This window comes from Croceitalea sp. MTPC5, from assembly GCF_036985505.1.
In the GTDB taxonomy this organism is placed as follows: domain Bacteria; phylum Bacteroidota; class Bacteroidia; order Flavobacteriales; family Flavobacteriaceae; genus Croceitalea.
On the sequence record NZ_BTGQ01000003.1, the window covers coordinates 419,839 to 443,176 of the forward strand.

23 protein-coding genes are annotated in these 23,338 nt (G+C 39.5%); 11 read left to right on the forward strand and 12 right to left on the reverse strand.

Annotated features, from left to right (window positions below):
• Positions 1 to 20 precede the first annotated feature (20 nt).
• From AACM45_RS11815 to AACM45_RS11830, 4 genes are all read left to right on the forward strand, one after another.
• Positions 21 to 1,799, forward strand: coding sequence for a histidine kinase (locus AACM45_RS11815; protein WP_339142893.1), 1,779 nt, complete (start codon positions 21 to 23; stop codon positions 1,797 to 1,799).
• Positions 1,800 to 1,872: 73 nt separating this feature from the next.
• Complete coding sequence (locus AACM45_RS11820) at positions 1,873 to 2,610, forward strand: LytR/AlgR family response regulator transcription factor (protein ID WP_339142895.1); 738 nt, start codon at positions 1,873 to 1,875, stop codon at positions 2,608 to 2,610.
• An 82-nt stretch (positions 2,611 to 2,692) separates the two neighbouring features.
• Positions 2,693 to 3,496, forward strand: a complete 804-nt coding sequence (locus tag AACM45_RS11825) for a helix-turn-helix domain-containing protein (RefSeq protein WP_339142897.1) — start codon at positions 2,693 to 2,695, stop codon at positions 3,494 to 3,496.
• 55 nt (positions 3,497 to 3,551) lie between these two features.
• Entirely contained in the window at positions 3,552 to 4,706 is a 1,155-nt protein-coding gene (locus tag AACM45_RS11830) for a serine hydrolase domain-containing protein (RefSeq protein ID WP_339142899.1), read from the forward strand.
• A gap of 123 nt (positions 4,707 to 4,829) precedes the next feature.
• On the opposite strand, the gene AACM45_RS11835 is transcribed toward AACM45_RS11830, so the two are convergent.
• The 7 genes from AACM45_RS11835 to AACM45_RS11865 all read right to left on the reverse strand — a co-directional run bounded on the left by AACM45_RS11835 (position 4,830) and on the right by AACM45_RS11865 (position 11,819).
• Positions 4,830 to 5,285: a GyrI-like domain-containing protein gene (locus AACM45_RS11835; RefSeq protein ID WP_339142900.1), complete on the reverse strand. Its 456-nt coding sequence runs from the start codon at positions 5,283 to 5,285 to the stop codon at positions 4,830 to 4,832.
• A 54-nt stretch (positions 5,286 to 5,339) separates the two neighbouring features.
• Complete coding sequence (locus AACM45_RS11840) at positions 5,340 to 6,044, reverse strand: helix-turn-helix transcriptional regulator (protein ID WP_339142901.1); 705 nt, start codon at positions 6,042 to 6,044, stop codon at positions 5,340 to 5,342.
• A gap of 82 nt (positions 6,045 to 6,126) precedes the next feature.
• Positions 6,127 to 7,611, reverse strand: a complete 1,485-nt coding sequence (locus AACM45_RS11845; protein ID WP_339142903.1) for a cellulose synthase family protein — start codon at positions 7,609 to 7,611, stop codon at positions 6,127 to 6,129.
• A 2-nt stretch (positions 7,612 to 7,613) separates the two neighbouring features.
• Complete coding sequence (locus AACM45_RS11850) at positions 7,614 to 8,306, reverse strand: glycosyltransferase family 2 protein (RefSeq protein WP_339142905.1); 693 nt, start codon at positions 8,304 to 8,306, stop codon at positions 7,614 to 7,616.
• Positions 8,303 to 8,767 (reverse strand): toxin-antitoxin system YwqK family antitoxin, encoded by a 465-nt coding sequence (locus tag AACM45_RS11855; protein WP_339142906.1) that lies wholly within the window; start codon positions 8,765 to 8,767, stop codon positions 8,303 to 8,305. Before AACM45_RS11855 ends, AACM45_RS11850 begins: the two co-directional genes overlap by 4 nt.
• Positions 8,768 to 8,769: 2 nt before the next feature.
• On the reverse strand, positions 8,770 to 10,374 hold the full coding sequence (locus AACM45_RS11860) for a 4Fe-4S binding protein (protein WP_339142907.1): 1,605 nt from the start codon (positions 10,372 to 10,374) through the stop codon (positions 8,770 to 8,772).
• A gap of 95 nt (positions 10,375 to 10,469) precedes the next feature.
• Positions 10,470 to 11,819, reverse strand: coding sequence for an NAD(P)/FAD-dependent oxidoreductase (locus AACM45_RS11865; protein ID WP_339142909.1), 1,350 nt, complete (start codon positions 11,817 to 11,819; stop codon positions 10,470 to 10,472).
• Positions 11,820 to 12,044: 225 nt separating this feature from the next.
• On the opposite strand from AACM45_RS11865, the gene AACM45_RS11870 reads away from it, so the two are divergent.
• The 6 genes from AACM45_RS11870 (at position 12,045) to AACM45_RS11895 (ending at position 18,054) form a co-directional block, all read left to right on the forward strand.
• Positions 12,045 to 12,767: a DUF547 domain-containing protein gene (locus AACM45_RS11870; RefSeq protein ID WP_339142910.1), complete on the forward strand. Its 723-nt coding sequence runs from the start codon at positions 12,045 to 12,047 to the stop codon at positions 12,765 to 12,767.
• A gap of 28 nt (positions 12,768 to 12,795) precedes the next feature.
• Positions 12,796 to 13,662 carry a hypothetical protein gene (locus tag AACM45_RS11875; RefSeq protein ID WP_339142912.1) on the forward strand — a complete coding sequence of 289 codons (867 nt, stop codon included), beginning with the start codon at positions 12,796 to 12,798 and terminating at the stop codon, positions 13,660 to 13,662.
• A gap of 47 nt (positions 13,663 to 13,709) precedes the next feature.
• Positions 13,710 to 14,711 (forward strand): glycoside hydrolase family 113, encoded by a 1,002-nt coding sequence (locus AACM45_RS11880; protein WP_339142914.1) that lies wholly within the window; start codon positions 13,710 to 13,712, stop codon positions 14,709 to 14,711.
• Positions 14,712 to 14,728: 17 nt separating this feature from the next.
• A complete protein-coding gene (locus AACM45_RS11885) occupies positions 14,729 to 15,988 on the forward strand; it encodes a POTRA domain-containing protein (protein ID WP_339142917.1) in 1,260 nt (419 codons plus the stop codon).
• A gap of 90 nt (positions 15,989 to 16,078) precedes the next feature.
• Complete coding sequence (locus AACM45_RS11890) at positions 16,079 to 16,999, forward strand: hypothetical protein (protein WP_339142919.1); 921 nt, start codon at positions 16,079 to 16,081, stop codon at positions 16,997 to 16,999.
• 35 nt (positions 17,000 to 17,034) lie between these two features.
• Entirely contained in the window at positions 17,035 to 18,054 is a 1,020-nt protein-coding gene (locus tag AACM45_RS11895) for an N-acetylmuramoyl-L-alanine amidase family protein (RefSeq protein ID WP_339142921.1), read from the forward strand.
• 25 nt (positions 18,055 to 18,079) lie between these two features.
• Here AACM45_RS11895 and AACM45_RS11900 read toward each other — a convergent pair whose 3' ends face one another.
• Genes AACM45_RS11900 through AACM45_RS11920 form a run of 5 tightly spaced genes read right to left on the reverse strand, consistent with a single transcriptional unit; the run spans position 18,080 to position 21,680 of the window.
• The gene (locus AACM45_RS11900; RefSeq protein ID WP_339142923.1) at positions 18,080 to 18,982 is read right to left on the reverse strand and encodes a hypothetical protein; all 903 of its coding nucleotides are present in this window, start codon (positions 18,980 to 18,982) and stop codon (positions 18,080 to 18,082) included.
• A gap of 6 nt (positions 18,983 to 18,988) precedes the next feature.
• The gene (locus tag AACM45_RS11905) at positions 18,989 to 19,696 is read right to left on the reverse strand and encodes a TIGR04283 family arsenosugar biosynthesis glycosyltransferase (protein WP_339142924.1); all 708 of its coding nucleotides are present in this window, start codon (positions 19,694 to 19,696) and stop codon (positions 18,989 to 18,991) included.
• 41 nt (positions 19,697 to 19,737) lie between these two features.
• Complete coding sequence (locus tag AACM45_RS11910) at positions 19,738 to 20,553, reverse strand: purine-nucleoside phosphorylase (RefSeq protein WP_339142925.1); 816 nt, start codon at positions 20,551 to 20,553, stop codon at positions 19,738 to 19,740.
• On the reverse strand, positions 20,546 to 21,172 hold the full coding sequence (locus tag AACM45_RS11915; RefSeq protein ID WP_339142926.1) for a TIGR04282 family arsenosugar biosynthesis glycosyltransferase: 627 nt from the start codon (positions 21,170 to 21,172) through the stop codon (positions 20,546 to 20,548). Before AACM45_RS11915 ends, AACM45_RS11910 begins: the two co-directional genes overlap by 8 nt.
• A complete protein-coding gene (locus AACM45_RS11920) occupies positions 21,153 to 21,680 on the reverse strand; it encodes a rhodanese-like domain-containing protein (protein WP_339142927.1) in 528 nt (175 codons plus the stop codon). Before AACM45_RS11920 ends, AACM45_RS11915 begins: the two co-directional genes overlap by 20 nt.
• 85 nt (positions 21,681 to 21,765) lie before the next feature.
• On the opposite strand from AACM45_RS11920, the gene AACM45_RS11925 reads away from it, so the two are divergent.
• Entirely contained in the window at positions 21,766 to 23,337 is a 1,572-nt protein-coding gene (locus AACM45_RS11925) for a glycoside hydrolase family 32 protein (RefSeq protein WP_339142928.1), read from the forward strand.
• Position 23,338 lies beyond the last annotated feature (1 nt).

The following is a 23,338-nucleotide window of genomic DNA, read 5'->3' on the forward strand; positions in this document are numbered from 1 at the left end:
AATGCCCAAATGAAATTTTAATGAAAACATTTTTCACCGCCATACTGCTGGTAGGTTGTTACATTTCTTTCGGGCAGATTCAGGTTGCGGACTCGTTACAAAATATCATCAAAAATTATAAAGGGATTGATACTACTTTGGTCAATTTAAGACAGCGGTACGTCGCCAATAAAATGCTGCAAACCCCATCTGACACCACTTGGTTGACCTATAATCTAAAGACCTTATCGTTAGCTGAGCAATTGAATTATGAAAAGGGAAAGTTGCTGGCGAGCAATAATGTTGGCGTGGTGTACCATTATTTTCTATCAGACCCACTTACCGCACTTGACTATTATCAAATGGCATATGCCATCAGTGAAACGAACCCTTCATTTAAGCGATACCAATTTGCCTCGCTCACCAATATGGGCCTTATCCATTACGAGCAGGAAGATTTTGACAAGGCATTGCCCATTTTTAAGAAACTCTTGGCCTTTCCGCAGCGAAAGAGCAATAGCCTATCGAATATCGGAAACATTTTTGGTCTTCGGCAACAAACCGATTCTGCGGTGTACTATTTTAAAGCTTCCATTAAGGAAGCGGAACATACCGGAGACGTACTTCAGATTGCCAATGTAAAGAGTAATTTGGGCTTGGTACAAGCACAGGCCGGACGCCTAGACGAAGGCTTGGCCAATACTTCTACAAGTCTTAAAATGATAGATTCGTTAGATCTTGAAATGTTGAGAGTGCCTGTTTACATCAACGCTGCAGAAGTGTATATGCATAGCGATGATTTGGAAAAAGCCGAGTCGTACGCCCAAGCCAGTTTAAATGCCGTCAAGTCGTTGAACAATCTCTATACCGAGACGAAATCCCTTCAGACCTTGGCCAAAATCCAAGAAAAAAAGGGGGATTACCAAAAAGCACTTGAAAACTTCAAAGCCTATACCACCTTGAATGATAGCCTAATCAATGCAGACCTCAAAGTTGAAATATCACGGAAGGAAATCCAATATGAAGCCGATAAAAAAGAAGCTCTTGCCTTGGCCGAAACAGAACGCCAACGCGCCATCAAAAATGCCTTTATTCTCGGCGGCGGAGGCATTATCGTAACATCTTTATTCGCTTTTGTATTGTACCGAAGAAAACAAAAAGCAGATACGGAAAAAAAGGACGCCGAGTTTAAGGCCACGGTAGCTGAGGTGGAATTGAAAGCTTTGCGGGCGCAAATGAACCCACATTTTATTTTCAACAGCCTTAATTCCATTGGTGATTATATTTTGAAAAATGATAGTCAAGCGGCCAGCGACTATTTGGGTAAGTTTGCCAAATTGATGCGAATGACCTTAGAAAATTCTGATAAAAAAGCAATCACCTTGGCAGAAGATATCGCATTGCTCAAGACCTATCTCGCCATAGAACGGAAACGGTTTGAAAATACCTTCGATTTCGATATTGAGGTGGCTGATGATTTGGATGCCGATGAAGTACTGCTGCCCCCTATGCTATTGCAGCCCTTTGTAGAGAATAGCATCATTCACGGTTTGTCCACCATTGAAAAAGGTGGAAAGATCAATATCTCATTTGAAAGCCAAAACGATGAATTGGTTTGCACAGTTGACGATAACGGTGTTGGGCGCAGGTCAGCCCAGACATCGATTCGAGTGAACGGAAAAAGTTCTAAAGGCGTTGCCATCACCCAAAACCGAATTGATGTACTCAACAACACTAATAATGCCAATGGTTTGATCAAGATCATAGATAAGGATGCCGGCACGAAGGTAATCGTAACATTGCCATTACACTCGGCTTAGTGTTCATCCGCACCTAATTTGAAGTATTCTTATCTTTAGTGGCAAAACGCGACCTGCTTGAACTTGAACCACGATGATAAAAACCTTGATTGTTGATGATGAGGCCCACTGCATCAACAGGCTGTTGCATTTAATCGAAAGACGACCGAATACGTTTGAGGTCATTGAAACTTGCCGAACCGTAAAAACAGCTCTCGAAGCTGTCAAAAATAATGAATTGGATTTAGTGTTTTTGGATATTGAAATCAATGACAAAACGGGTTTTGATTTTCTTCGTCAAGTAGAACATATCCATTTCAATACCATATTCACCACCGCCTTTAACAACTATGCGATCAAGGCCTTTAAGTATAGTGCCTTTGATTATCTGATGAAACCCATCGATGTAGATGAATTCAACGAATCCATAGAACGACTTATAGGGAAAATGGCGCAAAATCAGAAGAATAACCAAGTAAAAGCCCTGCTTGAAAATGTCGAACGGCCGCAACCCAATTTATTGACGGTCTCTTCGGTAGATGGTTTTGAGACGATTCCAATTGCCGATATCATTCATCTTGAGGCCAGCGGAAACTATACCTATCTCCATACCAAAGACACCGAAAAGATTGTTTCTAAGCCCATTAAGTTCTACGAAGACCTGCTTGATAAAGGCAATTTCTTCAAATGCCATAAATCACATCTCATCAAGTTGGACCAAGTGAAAAATTATCATAAAGGAAAACAGGCCTATGTAATCATGTCCAATGGCAACCAAGTTCCTATAGCCGTGAGGCGAAAAGAGGAATTTCTTGGTAAGTTTGATATTTAAGGACTATTGATTTGGGATATTACAATAGCGTAAAACGTTGCACTCAATTTATTGGTTGTGACGGCTAAATTTCAAAAAAACCATGCTTTACAAGCCACAGCTACCGGAAGTAAAAAAGCATATTGACCACTATTGGGTCCTTAAAAGGGCAGTCCTGCAAGCGTTGGATAGTAGTCATATGTATGCCTATCCTGGCATAACCCCAGATATGATCATTGTACTTGATGGCCATTATACGATAACATATATGGGGAAAACATTTTCTTCAAACCGAAGTTTGCTTTTTAGTTTCATTCATCATAGCGTACACATAGACTTTTCTGGCCTTCAAAGCTGTATTATTGTAAAATTTAAGTCAAGGGGGCTTTCTTCCCTGAAACCTTTTCTTCCTTTTAGTGCCGATACGATTATGAGGGATTCGGTAGCCTTTGCCGATGATGTATTTGGCGCCGATTTTAAAACCTTTAATAACAGACTGTTGCACATCGACCCGATTACATGGGTAGATGAACTTGATCAATGGTTTGCTGCGGCCTATAAAAAAGAATTTGAGGGTTTTGTAGTCGAGATGTCACAAGAAGTAAGCAAGAACTGTGATTTGAAGGTTATTATGGATGCCACAGGGTACTCTTATTCGACCCTAGAACGTTACTTCAAAAGAGAAACGGGACTGACACCTAAGCGTTTTCAGACTTTACAACGCTTTAAAAAAGCACTTCGTGAACTCCATACCACAACGAATAAAAATTGGCAGCACTACATATCTAAATACGATTATTATGACCAAAGCCATTTTATTAAAGAAATGAGACGATTTACAGGCCATACACCGTCAGAACTACTGCAAGTTCCAAGTTTTATCAAAGTACGCCCTGATTATAGTTGACGAATTTTTACAATCGTGTTCTATTATTAATGCCAATCTTTGTCAAAAACCGAAGATGATGAAAAAAATATGGATATACTTTGCTATCAGTTCATTGTTAAGCTGTTCATCTGGAAAAAACCGTATCTACAAAGAAGATTCAAATGCAGCGCTGCAACATATTTTAGATAAAAACTGTTCCCACAAAGAAACAACCGTCATAGGGGTGTCGCTAACAGTCATTTCTCCCGAATTGAATATTGACTTTTCGAACAGCTGCGGATTTGATAGTTTAGAAAAGACAAGTTTGGTAAAAGTGGAACAGCCTTTTAGAATTGCCAGTTTAACAAAGGTTTTTGTAGCATCCGCTATTTTACGATTGTATGAAAATGGGTTGCTATCACTTGATGATTCCATCTCAGCATACATTTCGCAAGAACACATTACTATTTTGAGGGATGGCGGATATGACCCAGATAAGATAACTATTCGGCATTGCCTTAGTCATCGCAGCGGATTGTATGATTATGCCGTAGGTGGGCCTGAATATATCGAAGTGGCCTCAAAAGATCCTTCAAAACGTTGGACCCGTACCGAACAGGTCCAGTTCGCTATGGAATACGGGAAACCCCATGCAACACCAGGTGTTGAAGAACATTATAGTGATACGGGGTATGTATTGTTGGGTGAGATTATAGAAAATGTGAACCAATTGGGACTTGCCAAGAGTTTACGCCAACTTTTAAAATTTGACAAATTAGGGATGTCAGCTACCTATCTAGAGAGTCTTGAAAAGCGCCCTGACGGGCTATTGCCAAAGGTGAAAAGATATATGGGTGAAATTGACGCCTCAGATTGGGACAATTCAATTGATTTGTATGGAGGGGGTGGGCTGGTATCGAATACCCATGACCTGACCGTTTTTCTACAAGCCCTTTTCAATGGAAAAGTATTTGAGAAGGATACGACGCTGGATGTTATGTTGTTGAAAATGGGTTATGGAGACAGGTCAGGGGTTCTTCCTGCGCAACGTCTTGGATTTACCAGTATTATTGGAAAAAAATCAGGGGTCGAAGTGTATCTGCACTCTGGGTTTTGGGGTACGGTCTTCATGCATATACCTGCGTATAACTGCAGTATTGCCCTTAATAATACGTACGATGGCAATAGCGATGTATTACAACAAACCATTGATTACGTATTGGCAAAAGGGAAGAATAAAAAGTCATGATTATTAAGCTGTGTTAAATGTTACGTTTTACCATGGCTAAGCTAAAACTGCTACAGCCAATATAAAACAAGGCGCACTTTACGTTGAAGAACACAAAGTGCACCTTGTTTTAATGCCTGCTTATTAAACACCGATAAGAATTTCTGCAACGCCATTGGTCAAGTCGGCGGCACGGTCATCATAAATCTCTAAATCTGCGGTATAGGTTCTCGGTAGATCCATATTCCAAATTTCCATCCAAGTATTGATGACGGCATCTTTGGTCAAATCACCTTCAGCCATAAATTTGACAAATTTCGATTTTGCAACCAATTTTACCGTTAAGTCTTCGGGTATGTTATCGAGGCTAGCCACTTTATAACCGATGGTAATTTGATAAGGTCGTGTATGGTCACCTTCGTAGTCAGAATAAAGCGCGTAGACTGTTTCATTGATTTTGTTGGGTACTTTGTGACCGATGTTTTCGCTCATAAAACGCTGCCATAGGGCAGGAATGTCTTGTGCTGCTTTACCATTTTCATTTGAGGTTGTTGTCGAAATACCTACTAGGCTAAAAGCCTCTTTTGTTAAAGTTGTCATGCGTATCAATTTTAATTTTAAACAAAACTAAAATAGCATGGTGACAAGGGTATGTCAGGGGTTGTCTTGAATGCCATAATATTTTTTGTAATACTCCTCTAAAGTCATATCATGGGATTCAAATTGTTCTGAAAGGGGTATGATTTTTTGAATGTAATCTATTCTAAATACTCGAAATTCCTTACGAAGTCGACAAAATGCAATCAAAAGCCAATTGCCTTCGGTACTATAGAGGGCAAAGGGTTCAATATCTCGTTCGGTACGTATTTGAAGCGACGAGAAATATACAATTCGCAATAGCCGAAAGTCGGTAATAGCTGCTTGAATTTGCATTAGATAGTTGCTGGTCTTTTGGTGCGTATGGTTACTTCTAAAATAGACTCGATTTGATAGTAGTTCGGTCTTTTCTTTTTGCGGACCTTTTAGAAGGGCTTTTATCTTTTGAATAGCCTCTTGATAGTGCTGCACGAATGATGCATCTTTGTTTTTGACCACCAATTGCTCAGCAGTAATTAAGGCGTTTGCCTCACTTTCAGAAAACATAATGGGCGGCAATTTATAGCCTTCCATAATACTATAGCCCCGACCTTCTTCGGTCACTATCGGAATACCTGATTTTTCAAGCGTTCGAATATCACGATAAATGGTCCTAACACTAACGTTGTATTTTTTGGCCAATGCCGTTGCCGTTACGATTTTTGAAGATTGTAACTGGGTAAGTATGGCAGTCAATCGTGAAAGTCTTGGCTTTTCTTCCATCTTTGAACTTTATTATGGGCCATGAAGCTCATCATAAAATTGGAAAACACCAATTAATGAAACAATTTCAAGAAAAAGAAATCTAAGCTTTGGCCGTCAACGATTTAAAGAAGACGAAACCGAAACCTAAGAACAACATCAAATGAAAAGGAAACAATCCGTAGTCATTTAAGGGAATGGCGCTATACATGCCGAACAAAAAGTAAATCATCAGACCAAATTCAATGACCATATTTGGTGAAAGCTTTTTGGTGATATACTTATTTCCCTTCCAACTATCCGTAAGGCTATTGATGTTGAATTTTGGTGTTCGAACAAATTCGCTGCGTTTGCCCAAATGGCCTTCCATTACCGCAATGGAGTTGTGCAATGACAAGCCTAATGCCACAGAGAAGAAGGTGAAGAATAATTTAATATAGTCAACAAATTTGTCAAAACCACTGCCCTGTATGCTCTTATAGGTAAACCAATAGCAGAAAAATAAGATGATGGTACTTACGATAAAGAAACTGGTAACCTCAAATACCCATCCCAAATGACCATAAGTGTTCTTAATGTAGAGCATGGGTATACTCAATAGTGCCACAATGAAGACACATAAGAACATGGAACTGTTCAATAAGTGCATTACGCCATGGAACTTGGTCTTGAAATCAATGTTCTTTGATTTTACTACGCTAAGCACTGTTTTTCTAAAGTTTTCAGCCCCACCCTTGTTCCATCGAAACTGTTGCGAACGCGCAGCACTCATCACCACGGGCAATTCAGCTGGGGTCTCAACATCTTCCAAATACTTGAACTTCCAGTTTTTTAATTGTGCGCGATAACTGAGGTCTAAGTCCTCAGTAAGGGTATCCCCCTCCCAGTTACCGGCATCTAGAATACAGGTTTTCCTCCAAATACCTGCGGTACCATTAAAGTTGATAAAGTGTCCTTTTGAATTACGACCTACCTGTTCTAAGGTGAAATGCGCATCGAGGGCAAAGGCCTGAATTCTTGTCAGTGTAGAGTAATCCCTATTGATATGCCCCCAGCGGGTCTGTACTACACCAATTTCACTGTCTTTAAAATATGGTACGGTTTTTTTCAACCAGTCGCTTTCGGGTAGAAAGTCTGCGTCAAAAATAGCGACAAATTCCCCTTTCGCGATTTCTAAACCTTCTTTTAAGGCGCCAGCCTTAAAGCCTTGGCGATTTTCCCTGCGTATGTGTTGAATATCCAATCCTGTTTTTTGAAGCTCTTCGATTCTAGAGGCCGTCTCTATTACGGTATCATCGGTAGAATCGTCTAAAACCTGAATTTCCAGTTTACTTTTGGGATATTCGATTTTAGCAATATTATCCAGCAACCGCTCCATAACATATTCTTCATTGTAAATGGGCAATTGTATGGTAACGTGTGGTATTTCCTTAGGATCCAAAAGATTGAATTTCGGAGCTTCTTCGTTTTGGCGTTTATTACTCAAATAGTTGACCAATAAATTTAATTGCGCCAGGCTATAGCAAAAAATTAAAATCAATGCGAAACTGTAAATAGCGATGATGATGTAAGCGATTGTTAGTCCCATAATTATTTAATGCTGTATTTGAATATCCAACCTAAAATTTTAATGCCTGCAAATATAGCACCTTTTACGGTACCTGATACTTTTGAGACCCCGATTCTTTTCTTGTAACGTACTGGTACTTCGGTATATGCCAATTTTTTGCGTAAAGCTTTCAATTGCATTTCAACCGTCCACCCGTAAGTTTTGTCCTGCATTTGTAATTCTTTGAGCTTTTCGTATTTAATGGCCCTGAAAGGTCCTAAATCCGTAAATTTTGCCCCAAAAAACAAGCGCATCAAAAAAGTGGCCAATTCATTGCCAAAAATTTGGGGAAACGTCATTGAACCTGCTTCGCGTAGTTCTTTTTTCCGTGCACCGATGACCAAATCCATATTCTCATTTAATATGGGAGCTACTACCTTATCCAAATCATCTGGGTAATCGGAGTAGTCTCCGTCAATAAATACGACAATGTCGGGTTGTTTGGATTGTTCGTCGATATACTGCAGTCCTTTCAAGCAAGCATATCCATAGCCTTTTCTATTTTCAGTCAAGACCGTGGCACCTGCTTTTTGTGCATTTTCTACCGTATCGTCGTTTGAATTATTGTTGACAACAATAATCTCAGCTACTGAATTTGGCAGTTCGCTTACCACCTTACCAATGGAATCCCCTTCATTAAAGGCGGGAATGATAACTTTGATTATAGCACTCATTTAAGATCTGAGAGTTTGTTCTCTTTTTTAAAGCTGCTAAAGCTAAACCATTCTTTTATCTTTTTTCCATTTTTATATTTCTCCGCAGATTTTAACTCTTCGTTTCTATATTTCAGGCAATACCCGTTTTTAATGCCGTCTTTTAATTGGCACTTGTGGTCGACTTTTTGATTCTCATCATAGAATAGCCACCAGTTTACTTTATTGCCCTTATCAAAGTGGCCTTCGCTTTTTAATCTTCCAGTCGTGTCATAAGCGTACCAATAGCCAACTTTGACATTATTCTTAAAATGGCCTTGTTCACTGATTTTGCCATTTTCGTAGTAAAATTTCCAAAAATCTTCCTTTGAATCCCCCTTTTTCCAGCCTTGTGCCTTTAATTGTCCATTTTCATAAAACTCCCTGTGATACGATTTACCCAGTGAAGCACACAAAAAGAGCAAGATAAGAAAGCGGGACATTGTTATTTTTGATTTACCAAATTCATTAGGTCAACGTCATTGCCCAACAATACCTGATTGCTATCTATACGTCCTTTTAATGGACCATTCTCTAGCTTCAATACTCCACGAGGACATACCGCGGAACAGATACCACAACCGACACAACTAGAGCGAACAATGTTTTCGCCTTTTTGTGCATAGGCACGGACATCAATGCCCATTTCACAGTAGGTAGAGCAATTACCACAAGAAATGCATTGCCCTCCGTTGGTCGTTATCCTAAATTTTGAGAATAAACGTTGTTGAAAACCTAATATCGCGGCCATAGGGCAACCAAAACGACACCAAACCCGGTTACCAAAAATAGGATAGAAGCCGGTACCGATCACCCCAGAAAAAACACTTCCTATCAAAAAGGAATAGGATTTGCGTAGCGTTCCAGATTTAAATAAAAACACATTGCCATCCCCACTCAAAAAGTGTATGCCTATAAGTGCCAAAATAATAACCATGTAACCAATTGCACCGTACTGCGCATCTTTCTGTAGCTGCTCTCGCTTAAATATCATCACCCAAGCAAAAATCAGGGTAAATACCACTGCAACACTTATTAAAAAGGTAGTCTTGGTCAACAAATATTTACTGGTATCATTACCTAAATAAGAATAAATTACTGCGGTAGTCATCAAGGTAACAAAAACGACGACACTGTGTACGACCCATCGTTCAATATTCCAGGCCTTTACGGTTTTGTCGCTCAGTTGCCTGAAAGAATCACCCGCAGTCTCTGCCAAACCACCACAACCACAGACCCAAGAACAGTACCATCTTTTACCGTATTTGTATGTTAATATAGGGGTTATGACTAAAATCGAAAGTATTCCGAAAATGAGAAGTGCCAAACCAATATTACCTGCGCTTAAGAAGTCATTTATCCGGTATTTTTCAAAATTGTAATAATTCAAGGGCCATACCAATTTCAAGTCGTAATAAGGCAATTTACCACCGTTCAAAACTGAAGTTCCATTCAATCGAGCCATTACCTCAGGAATTATGAAGGCAAAAGCGGTTTGAAAGAACATCACGCTAATGGTACGGATTCGTTCGTAACGATTATGACGGTATTTCCATAAAAACTTGATTCCGAAAGCCAGTATCGCAACGGTATAAAGGGTTCCATAGACGAACCATTGACTGGCCGGATTTCCGCTCAACGCACGACTCAGGGGGTCAAAAAGACCGATTACCCCTTTATTATCCCCTTTTGCGACCAGGCCCAAATATTCTGGATAGAAATAGAGAATGATGTAGAAACTCGTGAGGGAAATGCCTGCCATCCATCCCCAGAAGCCTTTGCTCGATATCGATTTGAACCATACCCCATCATTTTTGATGCCTGGTTCTTTGTTTGCATACATATCCCAAGCGAACCAAACTGTACCGGCCGTGATTGCACCCAAAGAAATACTTAACCAAAGGGCTTTATTGGGTAGGTTAACATTGAATGCGGCCAATAAAATAACCGTTAGACCAAAGAAACCGATCAGCGTTGCAATTTTTTGGTTTCTGCTCAATTGTTTAGGGGGTTGCCCTGTTAAGGCCATGCTTCTATCGTAAGTGCTCATAATTTGTTGATAGTTTATTTAGTTTTATTGATGGTGAAAGTCAAAGGCTAGGCATGTTTCATTCAAGAAAATGGAACACGGTAAAAAAGTAACCATCAACTAAATTGAAATATTCTTTTTATACTTTTCTTTTTGGTTTTGACCGACTTGCCAAAGTCAGCATTGAATTTTGACACGATCTGATTTTCATAGTTCCTATAAAATTCCGGGTCAAAATTGGCATCGATCAAATGTTCCATAACGTAATCAACATCCCTTTCTGCGGTAAGCCATCGGTCAAAGATTTCGTGACGCATTCGAATTCCGAACGTATTTATTCCTAAGAACAAATTGGTGTCTTTGTGAAAAGAGATGGTGACACAGACTTTCTCTGTATCATGTCGCCAATGAAACTGCTCTTCATAATCTTGCTTGCCACGAGCACCGAATACCCAACCATAGGTTTGGTATTCAACATCTAAGAACTTGGCTGAATTGAACCAGTGCCCAGGTTTATATTCCAACTTATTTCCACAAATGGTCTGTGCTACGGTTTCCCCCATCATTCTACCGGTATACCAAACGGCTTCAATAGGTCGACGGTTACCAATGGCCTCATGCTGCTCGGCACAGTCACCAATGGCATAAACATCTTTTACATTGGTTTCTAAATGACGATTAACCTTGACGCCGCGCCCAAGCTCAATATCAGAATCCTTAAGAAAATCGATATTGGGGGTAACCCCTGCTGTTAAACCGACCATATCACAAGCCAGTTCTTCACCTGTCTCCTGAATGATGACCGACTTGACCTTTCCGTTTTCATCACCAACGATTTCTTTGAGGTTGGTGGCCAAACGTAAATCAATATGATGCTCCTTAATATGTTCATTGATCAATTGTGATTCCCCATTGGGCAAGACACCGTTCCAGAAACTATCTTCGCGTACTAAAAAGGTCACTGGAATGTCACGGCTTCTCAACATCTCGGCGAGTTCAATACCAATTAAACCTCCACCAACGATAACAGCTCGTTTGCATACCTCTTTATTTGGTGCATTGACTTCCAACAAATCCAAATCCTGCTTAGAATATAAGCCTTGAACCCCATGCAGGTCTTGACCTGGCCAACCGAATTTATTTGGTTTAGAACCCGTGGCAATAATCAATTTATCATATTTGAGGGCCCTCGAGCCATCTAAAAGTAGCTGTTTATTCTCGGTGTCGACACTGTTTACAAAGGCCCGCACCAGTTCAATCCTGTTTTTTTCCCAAAACCAGTTTTCATAGGGTTGAATATGTTCAAATTTCATATGCCCCATGTATACATACATCAGGGCTGTTCTTGAGAAAAAATAATCGGTCTCTGCAGAGACGATGATGATTCTTTTGTCAGAAAGTTTTCGGATGTGCCTGGCAGCAGATACGCCAGCAATTCCGTTACCTATGATAATAATGTTCTCCATTTGGATCTTTATGTTGGTTACGCTTTGTGTCGTTCTTAAAGATATGAACTTAACCTAGAAAGATAATTTAGAAAGGATTTAAATAGAGTAAAAATATACGGGTATATATTAAAGATACGATAGGCTTTTGAAATCTTAAATAATTCATAAAGTGCCTATAAAACTGTAGGGCAATGAAATAACACACGACTCAACCACAGATTTGATCAACTAAATTTTACAAAAATGAAAAATAGAATAACACTGACCGCCCTGTTTTTGATAGCCTTATTTCAGATAGGGTATGCACAAAGTACCTCAAAGTTCTTTACTGATGCAGATACTTTTTTCAAAACTTACGTAAAGAATGGCAAGGTTGACTACCAAGCCATCAAAGCCGATCGTACCGCTTTAGACGAACTCATACAAACGGCCCAAGGGATTTCGGTATCGGTTGATGACCAAAAAACGTATCAAGCTTTTTGGATCAATACCTACAATTTATCCGTGATCAAGGGAATCGTTGATAATTATCCTATTAAATCCCCTTTGGATAAAGCTGGTTTTTTCGACAAAACAAAATATGATGTTGGTGGTAAAAGCATCACCCTAAACGATATAGAAAATAAGTTGCTCAGAGCTAAATTTCCGAAAGAAGCACGGTTTCATTTCGTATTGGTCTGCGCTGGTTTGGGTTGCCCACCGATAATTAATAGCGCATACTTGCCAAATACTTTAGAAGCCCAGTTACAGAAGCAAACAGAATTATCATTGAACAATCCGAATTTTATCAGGGTCAAGGGAAATAAAGTACAGCTTTCACAACTTTTCGAGTGGTATAAAGGTGATTTTACCCAAGGTGGAAAAAGTCAAGTCGATTTCGTAAATCAATATCGAAAGGAAAAAATTGATGATGGCGCCAAAGTAGGGTACTATTCTTACAACTGGAGCTTGAATGAAACCAAATAATTAAACAACAATACTTTAAACAATCAAAATGAAAATTTTAAAAAACCATGTTTTAATGGCTGGACTTCTTTTGTCCACACTTACGCTAATTGCCCAAGATGATATCGATGATGGAGGAAGTGTTATTCAGAACTTAACGCCCTCTAAATTGATAGCCCAAGGCCAATGGGATATTAAATTATTCAATAATTTTTTCACTCAAAATGAGAGTACTTTTCCATCTGAGGATGGAATTCGACAAAATTTCTTCACTTCTACTTTAGAGGTTTTTACAGGAATTTCACCCAATAGACGGGTTAATATCGGTGCCATTGTTGAATATCGTGCCAACGGAAGGGATTTTGTTTTGACCGATGGAAGTACCGAACGAAGAACAACGACCGGGCTGACGTCTTTTGCACCGGCAATTAAATTCGTCCCCTTTAAAAATGTCGGTAACTTTTCAGTCTTAAGTGCTTTTTCGATTCCGCTCATCAGTGATGAGTTTGATGATAATGGCGTGTTTTTGGATCAAAATGGATTTACATGGCAGAATAGGTTCTTTTATGATTATACGTTTCCTGGAAAAAAATGGCAGATATTCAGTGAGGTGAATTCTGAACTCAATTTTGGTGACGAAGAAGATAGCTTTGCAAATAATAGCCTACGATTGACACCTGGGGTCTTCTTGAGTTATTTTCCAAGTTCCAAGTTTACGGTCTTGGTTTTAGGGCAACATACCGAACTGATAGATTTAGGAAATGACTTTAGCCAAAATTTTACAACGTTAGGTGGAGGGGCTAAATACCAATTGACCAAAGAATTGAATGTAGAGTTCCTTTATACCAATTTTGTAAGGGGTAGGGATACTGGTCTTGGTGAAAGTTTTAACATAGGTTTGCGCGCTGTTTTTTAGACTTTAGAACACAAAAGAAGTATTTTAGAAGTCTTAATTTTTTATCTATGAAAAGATTAGGGCTTCTCTTTTTATGCCTTCTCCAGTTCTCTTGTAAGAGTCAGATCGAAGAAAAAATCAATGGAATAAGTTTTGTCGGTTCCCGCGAAAAAGTCACCCAAGAGCAGGTTGACCCCGTCGTCAAGATAAATGCAAATTATGCGGCAGTGATGCCTTTTGGCTTTCTTCGAAGCCTTTCTGAACCAAACGTGGTTTTCAATACCGATCGCCAATGGTATGGTGAGACCTTTGAAGGTGCCAAGCAATATGCACGGATGTTGCAAGGGAATAATATCAAGATTATGGTAAAACCCCAGATATGGGTCTGGCGTGGTGAATTTACAGGTGATATCAGTATGGAAAATGAAAGTACTTGGAAAACGTTTGAGGCTACCTACACCGATTTTGTTTTAACCTATGCAAGACTTGCCCAAGAAGTGGATGCAGAGCTTTACTGTATCGGTACCGAGTTAGAGGAGTTTGTAAAGCAGCGGCCAGGTTACTGGAATGGGCTGATCGCAAAAGTTAGAAAGGTATATTCAGGAAAACTGACTTATGCCGCTAATTGGGACGAGTATACAAGAACACCATTTTGGGAACAATTGGATTACATTGGTGTTGATGCCTACTTTCCATTATCAGATGAAAAAGATCCGAGCCAAGAGCAAATGAAAAGTGGATGGCAAAAATGGAAAATGAAACTTGCTGAACTGTCCGAAGAAAAAAACAGGTCGGTGATCTTTACCGAATTCGGATATCGGAGTATGGATTATACCGCGAAGAAACCTTGGCTTGTAGATCGCAACCAAATGGATGTAAACCTACAGGCCCAGGCAAATGCCACCCAAGTTACTTTTGATGAGTTTTGGAACGAAGATTGGTTTGCTGGCGGTTTTGTTTGGAAATGGTTCATACATCACGAAAGGTCTGGTGGATCAGGTGATAATCGCTTTACACCACAAAATAAACCTTCAGAAGAGGTAATAAGGGAATTTTATGGTTCTTATTAAGATAAATGCGCCCCTAAATGTTTAGGCGCTCCATTTTTTTTATGTTCTTTATCGCCTTGGCGGTAAATGGTCAAAACGTGGTTGTTGACCTGAAAATACAGGGCAATAAAAAGACGAAAACGACATTCTTGAAAAAAATTGCCCGATTAAAACCGGGCATGGCCCTAGACTCTTCTTTTATCGAAAAAGATATTAACCGTATCAAACTGCTACCAAGTATAGCCCATGCGTATTATCAGGTTTTCGAAACGAATCAAGAGGGGGAGTATAATGTGTATTATGGTGTTGAAGAGAATTTCACGATAATTCCCTTTGCGAGTGTTTATACCTCGAATAATGATGAATTCGCATTCCGGGTAGGGTTGCAAGAGTTCAATTTTTTGGGTCGGGGAATCACATTGGGGGCTTTTTATCAATATGATATTTTCAATTCTTATGGCGTAAATGTTCGGGCACCGCATCTGATAACCCCGAAAATAGGCCTGGCCTTTAGTTATCAGGATTTGACGACCCAAGAACCTGTTTTTCTTGATGGTGGAACTGCCGATTACCGCTACAATAATGAATCCATTGAATTATTGGCACTATATGAATTTGATTTCAAGCATCGCATTGAATTCGGTTTAAACCTCTTTACCGAAGATTATTCTTTTATATCGGGAAGCACTGACCCCAACGTTCCGCAAAGTTTGGTTGTGGACAAATATTTATACAAGTTCATCTATGATTTCAATGGAATCGAATATTATTATCACTACCTATCAGGCTTCAGAAGCACGTTGAACTTTCAATTAGTACGTAGCCAAGACCAGACTTTACCCGATTTCGCTATAGGATTTAATGACTTCTTATATTTTAAACGATTTGGGAAAAGAGGGAATTGGGCGAACCGATTACGCTTGGGTCTAGCCAGTAATATCGATACACCGTTTGCACCATTTGCAGTAGATAATAATCTAAATATTCGCGGTGTGGGAAATACGATCGATCGGGGTACCGCAGCGATTGTTTTGAATTCAGAATATAGGCATACCCTAATTGAAAAAGATTGGTTCGTTTTACAGGGTAACCTTTTTATCGATGGGGGCACATGGCGCAACCCAGGTGGTGATTTTGGTGATTTTGCCGATGATCAAAATTTAAGGATTTACCCAGGGGCCGGTCTTCGATTTATCCATAAACGCATTTTTAATGCTATCTTTAGAATAGACTATGGGCACGGGGTCACTAGAGAGGCCACAAGGGGAATCGTTTTTGGTATTGGCCAGTACTTCTGATTTACCATCGAGATAATTTACATTTTATCGTATTTTTTTGCATTTCATCGATTAGGTGCTATATTTGCTGGCATACAAGCGTATTAAGTTATGAAGAATAGCCTTATTTTCATTCTCGGTTTTATTTGTTTTCACTCCGCTATGGCCCAAAAGAAAGGTTTTTATAAGATCAGCGCAGAAAGTGGTGACGGCATTTATTCCCTATTAAGAAAACAGGGCTTGGACCCAGTGAAACACTATGCTGAATTTATAGCTTTGAACGAAAAAAACCTTACCAATGGCAGTGAACTGAGGTTAGACCGTGAATATTTGATACCAGATACCCCAGATTCTTACAGAAAAAAGGCAGTTAGCATCACTAACGGTAAAGAACTATCACTTTTTGAAAAAGAGTTGGCCCAAATATCCCCCAAAAGTGAGAAACTAAAAAATGCGGTCATATATTTAATGGCTAGCCAACAAACAAGTATTGAATCCAATAAGATAAGTGTACTCAAGAATCAAATCATACAACAACTTGCTGAAAAATTGATGGTACATGGAGCCCAAGTCTATCTCGTAGAAAATAAGAAACCGTCTGTCAATATCCATGAAATGGGATATTATGTAGAGACGATCAATAAGCGTTATTTAAAAAACAGCGGAAAATACCAACGACTTCTACTCATCAATCTCAATAAGGGGGTTACCAATAGTAAGTACTTTGATGTATCGGTTTTCCACCATGACAATAGTGCCATGGGGGAGCGTTTTGCAGAAAATATACAGCATATTTTCAACGAGAACCGTATTACGAAAGACCGTAAGACATATACTGAGGTGTTTTCAGATAAGCACACCATTTACCTTGCAAAAAATGCCCTGCCAGCCATTACATTGATAGATATTGGGGATTCTAAAGATCCTAACATCGAAGAGCGTATTGCGATAGGTAAAAATGAAAAAGACTTCACTAACATGATTGCCAGCGGTGTTTTGAATGATTATGCCGACATTGAAATAGAGGAATAAGCTGCACAATTAGTACTTTTAGGTAAAAAAGATTAGTGCGGTTACCCGTTTTCCTTTTAGTCGTATTTAATGTTATCAAGCTGTTCAGTCAAGATTCTTTGGCCACTGCCGTAGCCACTCGAGGTGATGGTGTGTATTCATTACTAAGAAAAAATAACATCGACCCTGCTAAATTCTATGCGGCGTTTATAGAGGCGAATAAAAACCTCATCGGTGAAGAAGAAGTCTTAAAAGCTGGGCAAACCTATTATTTGCCAGATACGATAACGCTTTCAAAAGCGATTGACGGTAATCTAAAAAGTAGTCGTAACTATCCCATCTTTGGTCCTGATTTTTCTACAGTCGCTGTTTTGGGTAATCGTTTGGCCGGCACGGTATATTACCTCATTTCAGGTCATGGCGGCCCTGACCCCGGGGCAATTGAAGATTACAAAGGTGCCATTATAGCCGAAGATGAGTATGCCTATGATATCACTTTACGTTTGGCTCGCGAGTTGATTGCCCAGGGGGCGGAAGTGTTTTTGATCATTCAAGATGAAGATGATGGCATAAGAAATGAGAGGGTGCTGCCCTTGGATACGGATGAGGTTACATACCCTGACCTGAAAATTCCTTTGAATCAACTCGAAAGACTGCAGCAGCGGGTTGAGGCAGTCAACAAACTTTACAAAGAAAACCGCTCTAAATACCAGCGATTGTTGGTAACGCATATTGATAGCCGTAGTAAAGGAACCAATATTGACGTGTTTTTTTACCATCATGAAAAAAGTACGAATGGTAAACGTTTGGCTGAGAGTATACATCAAACCTTTTCAAAAAAATATAAGCGTTATCAACCTAATCGGGGCTATAAAGGTACTTTTGCCGACCGTAGTAACTTGTATTTAGTTAAGAATACCTTACCGGCAATGACTTATATTGAAATAGGTAATATTAAAAATAAAAAAGACCAAAAACGTATTCTTGACCCTGACAATCGGCAGGCATTGGCCAAATGGATTTCAGAGGGCATCCTTTTAGATTATGAGTTTGAAAATAGCAAAATGCGTAATTAATTTGTTTTACCGACGCTTGTCAATTTTACAATCCTTTTAAAATCTTGGCACCTTTGGGTGCTTTGAAAAACCCATCTTCTAAGTTGGATTTGAAGTCAATGTCACTTAGGGTAATATTCGTAATGTGTTCCCCTGGTAATTCTTCTTCGGTCAACCAATGTGTTTTGTACTCTTTTGGAAATGAAATGCCATCGGCCAATTGTTCCCCGTTAAGTTCCATGAATTTTTCAGGTAAGTGTCCACCATCCTTAAAATATCCAGGATAGGAAACAATATATCGAATTACTGAAAGTATATGCGTTTCACTATCAAAGTAAAGCACATAGTAATCGTCGGGCGCGTCACCCGTTCCTTCATCAAAGGTTACCTTTATTACATCCTGTTTTCTTTGGTTATGCGTTCTTTGATCCAAAAGTTCGAGGTTAACCCCGTTTCCATCCAATACAAAGGGTTGTGCCGCAAAAAAGTATGGGGTCAAAGACCAAAATCGCGTATTGTAGGGGAAAACAGTACTGTCTTTGGCAATTACCCAAGCATCCTTTCCGTCCCAACCATATTGTGAAGTAGAATCTTTGGCTTGGTAATGTCTCGCCTTACTGCGCCAAGTATCTATCGCCTGATAGGTATCTCGCGGGGTTCCACCATCTAAAGGTTGGTAATTGAATCGAAAGGATATCGGGCCGTTCTGATACCACTTGTCAAGCCCACCATGGGCCTCCATGGCTTGCCATACTACTTTTCCGGCATCAGAGCTATATAGTCTTTCCCTTGTTTTCTCTACCCTACTGGTAATCCAGGAATTTGGGACTTTGACAACACTTTTAGATTGTTCGGTGGTTTCTTGGATAACGGTTTTTTTTGCGTTCTCATTACAGGAGGAAGCTAAAAGTAATGTAATGGCGATAAAAGGGAAAAGACTTGTTTTCATAGTGTGTTAGGTTACTATTTTTTTGGAGTAATACTGGTATAGTTCTTCAGGCCCGGCACCAAGATAGTTTTTAAGATGTATCATGCCAAAATGGAATTGTATGTACAACCAGCCTTTTTGTCGGTATTTTCTTGCTGAGGTTACGACGCTCTGTTTTAAAACCACAAACTTCGTAGTTTCATAGAGCCGTTTGATAAATTCACTGTCCTCATAAATGAGATAGGCCTCATTGAACCCTTTTTCTTTCTCGAATAATCGTTGCGAAATGAACAAAGATTGGTCACCGCCCCTGCAAAGGGTATGGTTGATGCGCGATAGATAAGCAAACCCGCGTAAGAAAAAGTTCTTAGAATCAAATTGCATGCGAAAGCATCCCGTTTCGAATCCTTTATGGTAAGCTCCCAAAATAATCTTATCAAAATTTTTTGGCGGAAGGGTATCTGCATGTAGAAAGTAAAGTATTTTTCCTTTGGCATGTTTCGCTCCAAGATTCATTTGAACTGCCCTTCCCAATTTTGAGGTTAAGGCCTTCACGTTGAATTTTTTGACTATTTCCAAAGTGGTATCGGTACTTCCTCCATCAACTACCAGTACTTCTAGAATATTTTCTTTTGAGCTGGTTGCCAAGATATGTTCTAGAAGTCTCGCTATGGTCGAAGCCTCGTTCAGTACCGGTATGATGATACTGATTTTAAAAGAATCATTATTGGCCATGTAACCCATTTATTTAAAAAGTACGGATGTTATATAAATACTTACAAGGTTTTAATAAGTTCTTTGAACAACTTGATCATTTTTGGTTCTGTTTTGCCGGCAATCTCAATGATTTCTTGAATATTGATAGGTTTCAAGTTGTCAGGGTCACATTCGTCGGTCAATACAGAAACCGCTACCACGGGTAATCTAAGGTGGTTGGCAACAATAACTTCGGGTACCGTACTCATACCGACGGCATCTGCCCCTAGTGTTTTTAACATTCGGTATTCTGCCTTGGTCTCCAATTGAGGCCCAAAAACCGAGGCATAAACCCCTTTTTGCAATGAAATATTTTCTTTACGCGCAATTTCCGTGACCGTTGCCCGCATCTTGGTATCATACGGTTCCATCATATCAACGAAACGATCACCGAATTCAGCAACATTCTTGAAAGCCAAAGGGGAGCCACCTTGAAGGTTAATATGGTCTTCGATAAGCATAATATCCCCTTTTCTAAAATCTAAATTGATAGCACCTGCTGCATTTGAGATAAACAATTTTTGAATACCCAATTGTTCCATGACCCTTATGGGGTAGGTGACATCCAATAGGTCATAGCCTTCGTACAAATGGAAACGACCTTGCATCACAACCACTTTTTTACCCTCTATGGAACCAAATATTAATTTGCCCGTGTGAAATTCGACCGTGGCTAAAGGAAAATAAGGGATGTTATGGTAATGCGCCTCAATGGGGTTTTTAATCTCATTGACCAATTGTCCAAGACCAGTACCGAGTACAATACCTATATCTGGAGTATCAAAGCCTTTACTGCGTAAATAAGCAACAGATTCACCTAGTTGTTTTTTAGTCATTTTTTAAAGTTTTTATAAAGGGTTGAAAGGCTTCCACAGTTTCAATGTCTTCGTAAACATCTACGTCGTTCCGTTCTTCCAGCATGGCGTAGTTTGTTTCTCTTAAATCTTCTAAAGTATGTTTCAAAACATTGCCCGTTCCCCATGCTTTATTTGAAAATAATTTTTCTTCAAGTGATTTCATGCCTAAAAGATAATACCCTCCATCTGTTGCTGGGCCTATAACGAATTCATGGTCATTCAGCATTGAAAATGCATTTTCAATGTCCTTTTCTGAAAGATCGTACATATCACTACCTATGATTATGATTTTCTGAAATCCCTTTTGAAAACCATCCGTAAAGGCATTTCTCATACGTTCCCCCAAATCTATACCTTGTTGCAATTTTTTGGTATAGGTTTTGGCTTGCCATATATCGTCCTCCCAGATTTCCTCTGAATAGTAAACGTATTTTTCGGCTCTCAGGCCTTTGGTGATCTCAGAGGTATGTTCCAGTAGAAAATTGTAAATATCCAAAGCTATTTGGTTTCCAGTGGTTGCCGCTAAACGGGTCTTACACTTTCCTAGTTCTGGATTTCGGGTGAAAATAAGGAGCAGGTTACTCGTGCTTTGTGTCAAGTTCTTCAGGTTTGGGTTGATATATTTTATCTCCTTTGGTCAGTAATTTACCCCAATGCTTACTGTAGGCATGAACTTTTTCGGTTTTATTGCCCTCCGGGTCATATACGGGGTTTCCTTTGTTTTTCCATTCAAAAATACCTCCGTATAGGTTCTGTACATTGGTGTAGCCCGCTTTAAGTAGCTTTTCTCCAATGTTTTCCGATCGTACCCCAATGGAGCAGTATACTACGATTGGCTTGTTTTTGTCCGTGACGTATTTGTTCAAAGCATCTATTTGAAACTTTTTATGACCGACCCAAAGGGCATTTTTAAGATGGCTTACTTGAAACTCTTTTTTGGTTCTGGTATCTAGAATTATATGGTTTTCAGTATGCTTTAATTCATCAACTGATATGTAGGGAACACTATTACTATTTAACTTTTCAAGTGTTTTGTCAATTTTAGATTGTGATACCGCATTGGAAGTTAGGCAAGCGGTCAACAGAAGTGCTATAAAAAGCCGCATGTTTTAAATATTGAAAATCAAAGATACTATTTTGTATCTTTTGAACTATGTACTTAGTGATTGGAACTAGCATAACCTGAAAAATATGATTCAAAGGATTTACACTCTTTTTGTGGCGGTTGTTCTATTGACCGCCTGCAAAGAAGAAGTCGAAAAAGAAAAGGCCGTAGCCGTCAAGACTACAAAGCAATACGATGAAATGTATCGGCCACAATACCATTTTTCACCCAAGTCGGGTTGGATGAACGACCCAAATGGTTTGGTTTATCATGACGGTCTTTATCATTTGTTTTATCAATATTTTCCTGATGCTACGGTTTGGGGGCCAATGCATTGGGGTCATGCAGTTAGTAAAGACCTTATGAATTGGGAGCATAAGCCCATTGCACTTTTTCCTGATGAAAAAGGATTTATCTTTTCTGGAAGTGCCGTTGTGGATGTTAATAATACCTCAGGTTTCGGTAAGGATGGGAAAGTGCCCATAGTGGCGGTTTTCACCTATTTTAGGTTGGATATTGAAAAAGCAGGAGGCATCAATACCCAGACCCAGGGTATTGCCTACAGTTTGGATAATGGGGACACTTGGATCAAATACGAGGGTAATCCGGTGTTGGATAATACCACAATGAAAGACTTTCGAGACCCGAAGGTTTTTTGGCATGAAGGGACCGAAAGCTGGATCATGGTATTGGTGGCGGGCGATCATGCGAAACTATATCGTTCAAAAAACTTGAAGGATTGGAACCATATCAGTGATTTCGGTAAAGAACAAGGTGCGCATGGCGGTGTTTGGGAATGTCCGGATCTTTTTAAATTAAAGGTTGAAGGATCAGATGAGGAAAAATGGGTCTTGATCATCAGTATCGGTAGTGGAGGACCGAATGGCGGCAGTGGCACACAATATTTTATTGGGGATTTTGACGGTGATAATTTTATTTCAGATCAAAAAATGCACCGATGGTTGGATTGGGGTGCCGATAATTATGCAGGGGTAACCTATAACAACACGCCAAATGGGGACCGTATTTTTGTGGGATGGATGAGTAATTGGCAGTACGCCCTTAAAACGCCAACAAGCACTTGGCGGAGCACTATGACCCTGCCAAGAAAACTATCGCTTAAAAAACGGGATGGATTTTACGATTTGAAAAATTATCCGATTTCAAGTTTAGATTTTTCCAAGGGTTTGAGTGGTCAAAAGAAAATAATTGATTCAACCCAACCTTTTAACCTTACCGAAAATGCACTTGGTCAAGCTGTAATTTCATTTAAGGCCCCTAAAAAAAGTTTTAAGTTATCCGTTGGCAACGTCTTGGGCGAGGCAACCACTTTGCTGTTTGATATGAATTCAAATCTGTTGATGCTAGATCGGACCAAATCAGGAAAAACAAACTTTAACTATGAATTCGGGAATAAATTACACTATATGCCTGTGAAAGATTTACCGGAAGAATTCGAGGTGAAACTGTTTCTAGATCGATCATCCATTGAGATTTTTCTAAATAAGGGCCAATATGTAATGACAGATCAGATTTTCCCTACGGCCGCTTACACAAATCTTACTATTGAAAACGAATCGATGAACTCAATCGAGCTTAATGACTTCAAGCTTCAAGGCATATCATCGATTTGGGAAGGGGATGATCAATTAAAGTAAA